This window comes from Polaribacter sp. KT25b (genome assembly GCF_900105145.1).
Classification (GTDB): domain Bacteria; phylum Bacteroidota; class Bacteroidia; order Flavobacteriales; family Flavobacteriaceae; genus Polaribacter.
Genome location: NZ_LT629752.1, coordinates 2,917,258 through 2,929,699, shown reverse-complemented (window position 1 = coordinate 2,929,699; position 12,442 = coordinate 2,917,258). Strand labels below are relative to the sequence as shown.

Here is a 12,442-nt window from a genome sequence, read left to right as displayed (position 1 = left end):
AAAAAAAATATTATAAAATTTGATTTACAATTTTAACAGCTTCTATAGCTTCTTTTACATCATGAACACGTAAAATATTTGCGCCGTTTAAAAGTGCAATTGTATTTGCAGAAGTGGTTGCATTTAAAGCTTCTTGCGCAGAAATATCTAAAGTTTTATACAACATAGATTTACGAGAAATTCCGGCTAAAATTGGAGCGTCTAAACTTTTAAAAAGTGATAAATTCTTAAGAATTTCAAAATTATGAGTGTTCGTTTTTCCAAAGCCGAAACCAACATCAATAATAATATCATTTAATTTAAGTTGATGTAATTTGAAAATCTGTTCGGCAAAAAAGGAAATAATTTCTTGAGTAACATCTTTATAGACAGGATTTAACTGCATGTTTTGTGGCGTGCCTAACATGTGCATTAAAATATAAGGAACTTGTAAGTTAGCAACAGTTTCAAACATTTTATCATCCATTTTTCCGCCAGAAATATCGTTTACAATTGCTGCGCCAGCATTTATGGTTTCTTTGGCAACTTTACTTCTAAAAGTATCAACAGAAATAATAATTTCAGGAAAGTTTTTAATCAATAAATTGATAACAGGAACAATCCTTTTAAGCTCTTCTTCTTCGGAAATATGTTTTGCACCAGGTCTAGAAGAATAAGCACCAACATCTATAAAAGTTGCGCCATCAGAAAGCATTTTTTCTGTTTGATTAAGAATGTCAGCTTCGTTTTTATATTTTCCGCCGTCAAAAAAAGAATCTGGAGTAATATTTAAAATTCCCATCACTTTTGGTGATGCTAGATCTACTAAAGTACCTTTGCAGTTTATTGTCATTTTAACGTACTACTTTATTAATTATAGGACTTATTTTTGGTGCTTTGTAAGCGTTCATTTTTTGCATTAAATCGTTTACAGAAGTGCCAACTATCAACATATTTCTATTGATTTGCTTTAAATAACCTTCTTCGACCATTTTATCTAATTGCAATAAAATAGCATCAAAAAAACCATTTACATTTAAAAGTCCGATTGGTTTTTGCTCTATTTGAAGTTGACCTAAAGTGAGTGCTTCAAACAATTCGTCTAATGTTCCAAAACCTCCGGGAAGCGTAATATAGCCATCAATTAATTTGCTCATGATTACTTTTCGTTCACTCATTTTTTTGCAAACAATCATTTCTTCAACGCCAGCATGAACAACTTCTTCTTTTTCTAATAATTTAGGAATTACACCAATAACTTCGCCATTATGATCGAGAATTGTATCGGCAAGAATGCCCATCATTCCTAATTTTCCTCCACCATACACCAAACCAATTTTGTTTGCGGCAAAATAATTTCCTAATTCTATGGCAGCTTCTTTATAAATAGGGTTAAAGCCTAAGCTTGAGCCACAAAAAACAACAATTCTTTTCAATATATGGGTTTTAAAATTCTTTTGTAAAAATAAAAGAAAAGCTTTTAGGATTTAGTATTTTTGAGCAAATACTTTTTAACAGAAGAAAATGCAAGATACCTCTAAACAATATGATGCTGTAATTGAAGAATGCAGAAGTTTATTTATCAAAAAAATGAGTGATTATGGAAGCGCTTGGCGTATTTTACGTTTGCCTTCTTTAACAGATCAGATTTTTATTAAAGCCCAAAGAATTCGTCAATTGCAAGAAAATGAGGTAAGAAAAGTTGATGAAGGAGAAAAATCTGAGTTTATTGGGATTATCAATTATTCTATTATGGCGTTAATTCAGTTAGAAAATGGAGTTGTAGAAAATCCTGATTTAAATACTGAAGAAGCAACAATTTTGTATGATAAACATTCTAAAATCACCAAAGAATTAATGATGAATAAAAATCATGATTATGGTGAGGCTTGGCGAGATATGCGTGTTTCTAGTTTAACAGATTTAATTTTGCAGAAATTATTACGCGTTAAACAAATTGAAGATAATAAAGGAAAAACAATTGTTTCTGAAGGTATTGATGCAAATTATCAAGACATGATTAATTATGCTGTTTTTGCAATGATTCATTTGGCGGAATAAGTTTTAAAGTTCTTAAAGTTGAAAAGTTTGTAAAGTTTCAGTGTAACAAAGTTGCAAAGTTTGTCATTGCGAGGCACGAAGCAATCTATTTAATTGTATCAAGAAGTTTTAAAATAATTGTATGAAAAAACTAGTTTATTTAATTGCTGTTTTGTTTTTTGTGAGTTGTGCAGTAGAAAAATCTTCTACTTATAAGGAAATGAAATCTGATGTATCTATGTCAGAATTTTTTACTGATTCTGAATTACAAGATTTAGCTAAAATTGTCGATTTTTTTGATAGTGAAATTCATTTAGATAAAAGTAAGCCTAAAGACGAGGCTTATTTTGAATTCAATAAAAATATCATTGAAGAATGCATAAATGAAATAAAAGGATTTAAAATTCCTTTAAATTACAAACTTCAAGAGGAAGTGTATTCGAAAATTGACACTGCTTTTTTTAAAGAAATTTGGGTGCATAAAACTTTTTATAAGGGATCAGGTATGGAAAAACCAATTCTTGAAAAAGCTTATGATTTAAATTTATTTGGAAAATATATGTTATTTCTAAAGAGTTTAAAAAATGAAGATGTTTTATTTAGAGACTTTTATAAAAGGTTTAGTCTATCTAATGAGATTTCTTTTGGAGTTCAATCAGCAGCATTTTATCAATTTGAAATGAAAGAATTTAAAGGAATAAAAAGAAGAATGTTTTTTGCCGTTTATTATTTAACAGTAAATGATAAAATGCATAATTATATAAATAGAAAATCATGATACAAAAACTGATTACCCAAATTTCAAGAATATTAGTCGGAGCCTTATTTATATTTTCAGGCTTTGTAAAATTGGTAGATCCTATTGGTTCTCAATATAAGTTTCAAGAATACTTTTCTGAAAGTGTTTTAAATATGGAATTTTTAATTCCGTATGCATTAATATTTTCAATAGTTTTAATTGTTGCAGAAATATTATTAGGAGTCATGATTTTAATAGGCTACAAACCAAAATTAACAGTTTGGAGTTTGTTTTTCTTAACACTAATTTTCTTGTTTTTAACTTGGTATTCTGCACATTATAATAAAGTAACAGATTGTGGTTGTTTTGGAGATGCAGTAAAATTATCTCCTTGGGAAACCTTTTATAAAAACGTGATTTTAATTGCGTTAATTATCATTTTAGTGATAAAAGTGAAACTTATAAAACCCATTTTTGGCGGTAAAATTCCAAAAGTAATTACGTTAGTTTCTTTGGCTGGTTTTATGTTTATTGTGCAACATGTACTAACACATCTACCAATTATCGACTTTAGACCTTATGCAATTGGTAAAAATATTACAGAAGGAATGCAATATAAAGATGATGGCGAAATTCCTCCTGTGCATGATTTTATGTTAGAAGATACTCAAAATGATTTGGCTCCAGAAATTTTACAAATGGAGAAAGTGATGTTAATTATTACTTCTAGTTTAGAAAAATCTAATTCTGATGGATTTCCTCAAATTAAAATAGTTGCAGAAAAAGCGATTGAAAAAGGGTATAAAGTTTATGGAGTTTCTGCTTCTTTTACTGATATTATTTTAGAAACAAAAGACACTTACAACTTGCCTTTCGAGTTTTTATTTTGTGATGAAACAACTTTAAAAACCATGATTAGAGCAAATCCTGGAATTATCATTTTAAATAAAGGTACTGTTACTCAAAAGAAAAATTGGATTGATGCAGATGAAATAGAGTTGTAAATTCTCTTTTCTTCTTACAAAATAAATGGACTATTTTTTATTGCGTAGCTTATCTACGTCAGTAAGAGTTAGTCCTTTTTCTTTATTAAAAAATATATGTTTTGGACTTCCAATAATTTGAGCAGCATAAATACCAGAATGGCCAGAAAATAGATAAGCTGTTGTACAAGCTAGTGCAATAAAAACACCAGATTCTATTCCAAATAATTCAATTCCCATTATTGTACAAGCAATTGGTGTATTTGTTGCGCCAGCAAAAACAGCCACAAATCCCATTCCGGCTAAAAGTGGCATTGGCAAAGGAATAAACCAAATTAAAACATTTCCTAAAGTAGCACCAATGAAAAATAACGGAGTTACTTCGCCGCCTTTAAATCCTGCGCCTAAAGTGAAAGAAGTAAATAATATCTTTAAAAAAAAATCATAAGAATTCAAATCGATATTAAATGCATCAACAATTGTTGGCACACCTAAACCTATATATTTTGTAGTTCCCATAAAATACCAAGTAACTGCTAAAATAATACCACCAATTACTGGGCGAAGTGGTGGATATTTAATGTTTTTCTTAAACAAATTTCCCCAAAAGTGTGTAGATTTTGAAAACAACAAGCTTGCCAATCCAAAAATAATTCCTGCCAATAAAGACCATAAAATAGTTGCCGGAGTTAAATCTGCAATTGTTGAAATAGTATAATGTGTATGATGAGAAATTTCCCAAACATCACAAAAATAGTTTGCAAAAATAGCCGCTAAAAAGCTTGGTAAAATAGCGTCAAATTTTATTCTTCCAATCACCATAACTTCCAACGCAAAAATAGCGCCTGCTAAAGGTGTTCCAAAAACGGATGCAAAACCTGCACTGACACCAGCAATTAATACAATTTTTCTGTCTGAATCAGAAAGTTTAAAAACTTTGGTAAACTGATCTGCAATTGCGCCACCAACTTGTACAGCCGTTCCTTCACGACCTGCAGAACCACCAAATAAATGAGTAAGAACAGTTCCTATAAACACTAAAGGAGCCATTTTAAAAGGAATTACTTTTTTAGGAGAATGATATTCTTCCAATAATAAATTGTTTCCTTTTACAACACTTTCGCCATAATAATGATAAGATAAACCAATTACAAGACCCGCAATTGGCAGTAATGAAATAATCCAAAAATTGGCTTCTCTATAATTTGTTGCCCATTCTAAACACCATAAAAAAACAGCAGAAGTACTCCCAGTTAATGCGCCAATAAGTAAGCAGATAAAACTCCATTTTAAAAGAAAAAGTAAAGAAAAGCTTTGCTCAAACGAAAGAAAGAATTTTTTAATTTTATCCATATATTTTATGTCCTCTATAACAAAGGAGTTATAGTTTTTAAATGTTCCTTTTGGGGCAAATTTAAACAAATAAAAGTAAAGAGATTCTGTATTCTAAAAGATGATTTTTAAACCAAATATTCTTCTTTTTAAGAATTTATTGTAACTTGTTTCAAAATCAAAATAATGAACGAATTTGTAACCTATCAATCGGAAGAAAAGTATGCAATTATTACCATTATTAACGGAAAAGCAAATGCGATTTCTAATGAAGTTATTGCGGGTTTAAATATAAGTTTAGACAAGGCTGCACAAGATGGTAAAATTGTAATTTTAACAGGGACTTCTGGTATTTTTTCTGGCGGATTTGATTTAAAAGTGATGTCAAAATCGGTAGAATCTGCTAAAGAATTAGTAACAAAAGGTTCTAAATTATCTTTAAGAATGTTGTCTTTTCCGAAACCAATTATTATTGCTTGCAATGGTCATGCAATTGCAAAAGGTGCGTTTTTATTACTTTCGGCAGATTATAGAATTGGTGTAGAAGGCGATTTTAAAATTGGTTTAAATGAAGTAATGATTGGCATGACCATGCACAATGCAGGTATTGCGATTGCAAAATCTAGACTTTCTGAAGTGTATGTAAATAGAAGTGTAAATAATGCAGAAATATTTAATTCTAAAGACGCAGTAAAAGCTGGTTTTTTAGATGTAATTGTTCCGGAAAATCAGTTGTTACCAACAGCAATTAAGGTTGCAGAAATGTTTACAAAACTGAATAAAAAAGCACACGCAGCAACTAAGTTAAAAGTTAGAAAACCACATTTAGAAGCTTTAGAAAATGCAATTGAATTAGATTTAAAAAGTGATATTTTTATAAATGTTTAATTTTTTTAGAAGCTATTTCCTGCTTTCACTACTCGCTTTTTTTTCGTAAAAACTCAAAAAAGAGCTCAAACAGATCGTTCAATCAGGGCTAAGTTTTTTTGCTGACTTTATAGCTTTTTTAAGCTATTGGCTGTTTAATTAACTAATAGTTTAAAGATTGTGAAAAGGTTTTAAGAAAGCCTAGCCCTGATTGAAACGGCATCTTTTTTGCTTTTTTAAGCAAAAAAATACAGTGGAAAGCAGGAAATAGCTTCTAAAATTAATGTTTCTTAAAAACTTTAACGCCCGCTTTTATTTCTAAATCTAAATGATTTTTTCTGGGTGTTAATGGGCAAGAATATTTGTCGTTATAAGCACAATATGGATTGTAAGTATTGTTGAAGTTTAGTCGAATTGTTCCATCAGGATTTTCATCAGTAGTCATTACATCCATATAACGTCCACCACCATAAGAATCCTCGCCAGAAGTGTCATCTGTAAAAGGTAGAAACAGATAATCTTTGTATTTTTCATCACGCAAATTATCTTGACTTTGGTAAATTGTTAACTGACATTCTTTCCCTTTTAAAGTGAAATTTAAAATTCCGTATTCTTTGTATATTGGCTTTCTGTCTGTAGTTGTTGCCATCTCAAAAGTTGGCGCATTTTCTGTTTTTGTTAGTTTTGCTGTGACAATAAAAGTAGAATCTATAGGGAAAAAATCTAATCCTTTAAAGTTTTTTAAATCCTTCTTTTTTAAAGGTGATTTTGATGCATCTTTATAACTTGCATTTAATTCTTTCTGATATTCGGTTTCGCCCATTAATGGACGTTTGTCTTGTGAATTGCAAGACATTATAAATAATAGAGAGAAAAGTATCGTAATTTTTTTCATAGTAGCAAAAATATAAAATAATAGCTGCTTAATAAACGTATCTTTTTAAACTTCAATTTATTTTTTCAATTTAATGATAATTACACCATTAATTTTTTTGTTTGTATATTTTGCAACTTCTTTTTTATTTTTAATTACATTTAAAGATGCTATATTTTCTGGTTTTAGTTTCTTTATATCATTAGCAGAAACTTCTTTTCCGTCTATTAAATAAAGAATGTTTTTATCTAAATTATGATTATCATATTTTTTAGTTACTACTTTTTCGTTTACAATAATTTTACTCTTTTTAGAAGCACAACTTTGAAAGTTAAAAGCAAAAATGATTAATAATAAGTGAGTTAAATAAACAAGGTTAATTTTTTTCATGATAAAATTCTTTCTATAAAAATACAACTTTAAATTATTTTATGTAGATTTATACTTTCAAAAAGAAAATAAAATGAGAATTGTCATTACATATTTAACCAAGTTATCGTGCAAAAAGCACAAGAATCGGCCCGTATATATGTTTTGATACTATCAATGTAAAATAAAACAATTATAAAAAGTCCGACTTCAAAGTCGGACTTTTTATTGTTATAAAGAATTTCAAATTTAGTTTGTAATTCAAATAAACCAAACCAAAATGAAAAAACTATTTCGCAATTATATCAATACTTTTAAAGGCCTTTCTAAAGAAGTTTGGTGGTTATCATTAATTACTCTTATTAACAGAGCAGGCACAATGGTCATTCCGTTTTTGTCTTTATATCTTACCAAAGATCTTAACTTTTCTTTGTCTGATGTTGGCTGGATTATGTCTTTTTTTGGTTTAGGCTCTGTTATTGGTACTTGGCTTGGTGGTAAATTAACAGACAAAATTGGCTATTATAAAGTAATGTTTGTTAGTTTGATTTTAACAGGAATTTTGTTTGTTTTATTACAATATTTAACAACTTTTAAAGAATTTTGTGCAGGAATATTTTTAGTAATGTTAGTTGCAGATTCTTTTAGACCAGCAATGTTTGTGGCTTTAAGTGCGTATAGTAAACTAGAAAATAAAACACGTTCTGTAACTTTAATTCGTTTGGCAATTAATTTAGGTTTTTCTGCTGGGCCAGCAATTGGCGGATTAATCATTGTAGGTATTGGGTATCAAGGTTTGTTTTGGGTAGATGGAATTACCTGTGCGTTGGCTGCTGTTTTATTGCTGCAAGTTTTACATCCGAAGAAAGCAAAAGTGCAAGATGATGTAAAAGTACAGAATCCTGTTTCTGCTTATAAAGACAAAGCTTTTTGGGTGTTTTTTGTAGCGATGTTTATCTTCGGATTTGTGTTTTTACAATACTTTTCTACCATTCCGTTATATTATAAAGATGTTCGTTTTTTATCAGAATTAGAAATTGGTTTGTTAATGGGCTTTAATGGATTTTTTATTTTCTTGTTTGAAATGCCGTTGATTAAGTGGTTAGAAAATCCGAAGAATTCAAAAATTAAATTGGTTTTAATCGGGTTATTTCTAGTTGCTATTAGTTTTGTTGTTCTAAATTCAACTTCTTGGATGGGGATTTTAATTGTTGGAATGTTCTTAATGACAGTAGGAGAGATGATTGCTTTTCCGTTTTCGAATGCATTTGCAGTTCAAAGAGCTAAAAAGGGAAATCAAGGAGAATATATGGCATTGTATGCAATTGCATTTTCTTTGTCACATATTTTTAGCCATAATTCAGGAATGCATTTGGTTGCAAAATTTGGTTTTGAAGTTACCTTTAATTTCTTAACAATTTTTGGGTTAATTGGTGTTGCAATTCTGTTTTGGTTGATGATACTCCTAAAAAAAGAAAAAACGGTTTAAATAGTTAAATAGATAAAAATGCAATAAGCTGCGAGTAAAATAATTCCGTCTTTCCAGTTTAATCTATATCCTTTTGGTATAAATACTAAAGGAAGAATGATAAATGAAATACCTAACATCCAAAAAATATCGCTTGTTAAGAGTCTGTCATCAACAAGCGTAATAGGTGTTATGATTGATGTAATACCTAAAACTGCTAAAATATTAAAGATGTTAGAGCCAATTAAATTACCAAGAGAAATGGCTTTTTCTTTTTTAACGACTGCAATTATAGAAGCTGCTAATTCAGGAATACTTGTGCCAATAGAAACAACTGTTACGGCAATAACACGATCTGTAACGCCAAATTCTGTTGCTAAAGTTGTTGCGCCTTTTATTAATAATTCTGATCCTCCCCAAAGCCCTAAACCACCTAAAATGAAAAACAAAACTATTTTATATAAAGGTAAAGGCTCATCATCTTCTGGCAATTCATCAATAACAGCCGTTTTTTGAAAACGCAAAAGAAATATTAAAAAGATAATTAAAAATGAAAATAAAATAACGCCTTCATATTGCTCTATAACGTTATCACCAATTAAAAAAAAGTATAATAATCCAGAGGCAATCATCATTACTGGCCAATCTGTTTTATAGAAACTTTTTTGCACTTCCATAGTTCCTAACAAAAGGGTAATCCCTAAAACCAAACCTAAATTGGCAATATTAGAACCAATTACGTTTCCTAAAGCCAAATCTGATTTGCCGATTAAAGCTGCATTTATGCTAACAATAAGTTCTGGAGCAGAAGTTGCAAAAGAAACAACAGTCATACCAATAACTATTTTTGGAATATCTAATTTTAGAGATAAAGCTACAGCAGATTTCAGTAGCCAGTTTCCTCCTAAAATTAATAAAACTAAACCACCAATTATTAGTAAAAAATTCATCTATTTTAATTTTTTGCGAAGATACATTTTTATCACTTTAAGAAGTAGTTAAAAAATTAAAAGCCCTTTTTGGCGATTTTAAAAAATTACGTTGTCTTTACTTTCTTAAAATTGTTAAAAACTTCCCTTTGTTTTCTAATAGTACTATTAATTTTGTGTTGATTATAGTTTTAATTTAAAACTTATTTGTAATAATGTTGTTTTATATTATAACTATTATTGTTTTTATGATTACAGATGTAAAAGCAAACTAAATGATTTTAGTTTTAATGTTTGGTTGATAGCATTTAATCCTCATATATTGATAAAACAATTGTGAAATTAACCTTATAAACTAACTTTTAAAACTACTAATTATGATTATTTTGATACTAAAAATTATGAAATTTATTGCTGATGTTATAATTGCTATTTTCTCTTAGGTACTTTTGATATCAACTTTTTATTAAGCCGATTTGTTGTTTATTTTCATTAAATTTGAATATCAATTAAATTAAGAATGAAAATTAAGATTTTTAAAATCTTGGCAAAAATTAATAAAGCTATTTTGCCTTCTTTTACAAAACAAAAACTTGATATAACAAAAGCTACTAAAATTCAATTAGCAATTATAGGTTGGAGAGCTTTTGTAACGAAGAACTCAATTAATTAAAATATAAAATTATGAAAACCGAACATACAAAATTATTTACAGGATCTAATATTATTGTAAACGGATTAAAAAATTTATTAGATACAGAAGATATAAGCTATATTATTAAAGATAAATTTGAATCTGCTAGATTAGGAGGTTTTGGAGAACAAATGGATTCTGTAGAAGTTCATGTGTTAGATTCTGATGTGGAAAAGGCAAAAATGATAATAGAAAGTTATAAAGGAAAAATAAACGAATAAAAAACCTGTATAGATTTCTTTATTAAAAAAAATGCTATTATATTTGCACCCGCTTAACGGCCATGTGGCGCAACTGAATAGCGCACTTGATTACGGCTCAAGAGGTTACAGGTTTGAATCCTGTCATGGTCACTAAAACTCATCTTTTTTTAAAAGATGAGTTTTTTGTTATTTATAAAATGTTATTAATATTAATGTTTTTGGTACTTATTTAATATTTCTTTAATTATATTGGTGTTTATGTATTTATAACATTAAAAGTTTTTACTATTGCTATTAATGTTTATATTTGTTAATGTCTATTTATCTAATTTCTATAGAAATATGGTTATTTAATAGATCCTAACCCCCCTAATAATGGATAAGATAAAAACTAAAATTAAAGTAAGTTTAAATAAATTAATTAAGAAGCACTATATTAATGTGGTTCAGTTTTGTGAAAAAGAGCATTTATTAAATCTACTTAATACTAATCGAACTATTTCTATAAGATATAGAATTCATTTAGTTTTAGAAAGGTTTAAAAAATATTTTGGCATAAATTTTCATGCAATTCTTATAAGTGTTTTATATTCAAATGAAGCTTTTTTGTTTAATCTTAAAAATGAAAAAGTATGAATAAGTTTGCTCTAAAATCAAGAAAACTTCTATTAACGGTTTCCGATTTAGAAAAAAAACATAAAATTATAACGTATGTTTCTTTACTGTTCTTAACTGTTTCTACCTATTTTCTAAGAAGTGAAAATCAAAATGTAAAAATTGAGTTTGCAACTTTGCAAGAGAGAAATTTAAATTTACAAAAAAATATGGTTCTTTTTAATAGGAGCTATGAAGAGTTTCCATTACCTCTTTGGCAAAAGGTTAAAAGAGGAAATCAATTTGTTATGAATTATGTAAATCCAGAATACATTAAAAAATTTGGACATCATTTTAATAATGATAAGTTTTCGGTTCTGGGTAAAAATAATTTTGAAATATTTAAAGATCAACCAAATATAGCTCAATCTTATTATGAGCATGATATTACTGTTTCTGTTACTGGTAAAGAGCTTGAAAGTATTGAATATTCAATAGATAAAGAAGGACGTAGGATGAAACTTCTTGTTATAAAGTGGAGAGATATAAAAGGATCTTAAGGATACTTTAATTTATGGCATGGTTAAAGAATTTATAATAGATAAAAAAATTAAAAAATAATTTACCAAAATTAAAAAGACCTTGAACATGTTCAAGGTCTTTTCGTCTAACCAAACTTAGTATAAAACTAACTACTAATACTTTTCCTTTTTTAATTATTTTTTAATGTCTTCTATTAGTAAGACACAATAAAATTTAAAAAGTCACACTCTTTAAAAAATTTAAAAAAGATTTAAAAAATATTAAGTTAATTTAAGTATTGCTTAATAGCAATTCTGTGTTCTGGAATACTTTTATCATAATTTTCTACCAACAACTCTAGTATTTCTGGAGGTTTTACGCCAATTTCTCTTTTGTTAGCATATTTAGAAACATATAAATTATAAGTTGTCTCTTTTTTTTCAAAAATTAAAAAATGAGTTTCATTTAATTCAGTATATGCTATGTCGTTACTAGAGAATGTGTTAGATTCATCTTTTTTAAAAAGAGAAAATTCATAATATTTTAAAACGTTTTCCATAGTTTAAATTAATTCTGCGGATAAACCTAACTGTAATAATTTAGAGCATCTAGGTTCTAAATCTTTAAACTCACCAGATTTTACTGTGCATTTTCCTTTATAATGTACTAAAGTAGCACATTGTTCTGCTTGTTCAAAAGTATGTTCGCAAACAGAAACTAAAGAATCAATTACAAAATCAAACGTGTTTACATCATCATTATGCAACACTATTTCATGCTGAAAAGTTTCTTGTTCAAGAACATCTACTTCTTCTTGTATTTTTTCTTTTGTACTCATAGTTGTAAAAA

16 protein-coding genes and 1 tRNA gene are annotated in these 12,442 nt (G+C 28.1%); 9 read left to right on the top strand and 8 right to left on the bottom strand.

All coding sequences use genetic code 11. From position 1 onward, the window contains the following. Positions 1–10: 10 nt before the first annotated feature. Both folP and BLT70_RS12565 read right to left on the bottom strand, forming a co-directional pair. A complete protein-coding gene (gene folP, locus BLT70_RS12570; protein WP_091894922.1) occupies positions 11–832 on the bottom strand; it encodes a dihydropteroate synthase in 822 nt (273 codons plus the stop codon). Position 833: 1 nt separating this feature from the next. Further along, the gene (locus BLT70_RS12565; RefSeq protein WP_091894920.1) at positions 834–1,415 is read right to left on the bottom strand and encodes a TIGR00730 family Rossman fold protein; all 582 of its coding nucleotides are present in this window, start codon (positions 1,413–1,415) and stop codon (positions 834–836) included. Positions 1,416–1,503: 88 nt separating this feature from the next. On the opposite strand from BLT70_RS12565, the gene BLT70_RS12560 reads away from it, so the two are divergent. The 3 genes from BLT70_RS12560 (at position 1,504) to BLT70_RS12550 (ending at position 3,762) form a co-directional block, all read left to right on the top strand. Further along, on the top strand, positions 1,504–2,040 hold the full coding sequence (locus tag BLT70_RS12560; protein WP_091894918.1) for a DUF1599 domain-containing protein: 537 nt from the start codon (positions 1,504–1,506) through the stop codon (positions 2,038–2,040). Positions 2,041–2,161: 121 nt separating this feature from the next. After that, entirely contained in the window at positions 2,162–2,797 is a 636-nt protein-coding gene (locus BLT70_RS12555) for a hypothetical protein (RefSeq protein ID WP_091894916.1), read from the top strand. Further along, a complete protein-coding gene (locus BLT70_RS12550; RefSeq protein WP_091894914.1) occupies positions 2,794–3,762 on the top strand; it encodes a BT_3928 family protein in 969 nt (322 codons plus the stop codon). The genes BLT70_RS12555 and BLT70_RS12550 overlap by 4 nt, the downstream gene beginning before the upstream one ends. Positions 3,763–3,792: 30 nt before the next feature. On the opposite strand, the gene BLT70_RS12545 is transcribed toward BLT70_RS12550, so the two are convergent. Next, complete coding sequence (locus tag BLT70_RS12545) at positions 3,793–5,094, bottom strand: voltage-gated chloride channel family protein (RefSeq protein ID WP_091894912.1); 1,302 nt, start codon at positions 5,092–5,094, stop codon at positions 3,793–3,795. A 165-nt stretch (positions 5,095–5,259) separates the two neighbouring features. On the opposite strand from BLT70_RS12545, the gene BLT70_RS12540 reads away from it, so the two are divergent. Further along, positions 5,260–5,961, top strand: coding sequence for a crotonase/enoyl-CoA hydratase family protein (locus tag BLT70_RS12540; RefSeq protein ID WP_091894910.1), 702 nt, complete (start codon positions 5,260–5,262; stop codon positions 5,959–5,961). A 259-nt stretch (positions 5,962–6,220) separates the two neighbouring features. Here the strand turns inward: BLT70_RS12540 and BLT70_RS12535 are convergent, their stop codons facing one another. After that, positions 6,221–6,835, bottom strand: coding sequence for a DUF1684 domain-containing protein (locus tag BLT70_RS12535; RefSeq protein WP_091894908.1), 615 nt, complete (start codon positions 6,833–6,835; stop codon positions 6,221–6,223). A gap of 57 nt (positions 6,836–6,892) precedes the next feature. Next, positions 6,893–7,204 carry a hypothetical protein gene (locus BLT70_RS12530; RefSeq protein ID WP_091894906.1) on the bottom strand — a complete coding sequence of 104 codons (312 nt, stop codon included), beginning with the start codon at positions 7,202–7,204 and terminating at the stop codon, positions 6,893–6,895. A gap of 259 nt (positions 7,205–7,463) precedes the next feature. On the opposite strand from BLT70_RS12530, the gene BLT70_RS12525 reads away from it, so the two are divergent. After that, positions 7,464–8,672, top strand: a complete 1,209-nt coding sequence (locus tag BLT70_RS12525) for an MFS transporter (protein WP_091894904.1) — start codon at positions 7,464–7,466, stop codon at positions 8,670–8,672. Here BLT70_RS12525 and BLT70_RS12520 read toward each other — a convergent pair. Then, entirely contained in the window at positions 8,669–9,601 is a 933-nt protein-coding gene (locus BLT70_RS12520; protein ID WP_091894902.1) for a calcium/sodium antiporter, read from the bottom strand. The two genes, BLT70_RS12525 and BLT70_RS12520, sit on opposite strands and share 4 nt — an antisense overlap. Positions 9,602–10,100: 499 nt before the next feature. Between BLT70_RS12520 and BLT70_RS12515 the strand changes: the two genes are divergently transcribed. The 4 genes from BLT70_RS12515 to BLT70_RS12495 all read left to right on the top strand — a co-directional run bounded on the left by BLT70_RS12515 (position 10,101) and on the right by BLT70_RS12495 (position 11,631). Then, positions 10,101–10,253, top strand: coding sequence for an SsrA-binding protein (locus tag BLT70_RS12515; RefSeq protein ID WP_091894899.1), 153 nt, complete (start codon positions 10,101–10,103; stop codon positions 10,251–10,253). Between the two features lie 11 nt (positions 10,254–10,264). Further along, on the top strand, positions 10,265–10,495 hold the full coding sequence (locus BLT70_RS12510) for a DUF2007 domain-containing protein (protein WP_091894898.1): 231 nt from the start codon (positions 10,265–10,267) through the stop codon (positions 10,493–10,495). Between the two features lie 58 nt (positions 10,496–10,553). Then, positions 10,554–10,627 (top strand) — tRNA-Arg (locus BLT70_RS12505). A 482-nt stretch (positions 10,628–11,109) separates the two neighbouring features. Then, a complete protein-coding gene (locus BLT70_RS12495) occupies positions 11,110–11,631 on the top strand; it encodes a hypothetical protein (protein ID WP_231962706.1) in 522 nt (173 codons plus the stop codon). Between the two features lie 248 nt (positions 11,632–11,879). On the opposite strand, the gene BLT70_RS12490 is transcribed toward BLT70_RS12495, so the two are convergent. Next, a complete protein-coding gene (locus BLT70_RS12490) occupies positions 11,880–12,152 on the bottom strand; it encodes a hypothetical protein (protein ID WP_091894894.1) in 273 nt (90 codons plus the stop codon). A gap of 3 nt (positions 12,153–12,155) precedes the next feature. Then, on the bottom strand, positions 12,156–12,431 hold the full coding sequence (locus BLT70_RS12485) for an ATP-dependent Clp protease adaptor ClpS (protein WP_091894892.1): 276 nt from the start codon (positions 12,429–12,431) through the stop codon (positions 12,156–12,158). Positions 12,432–12,442: the final 11 nt, after the last annotated feature.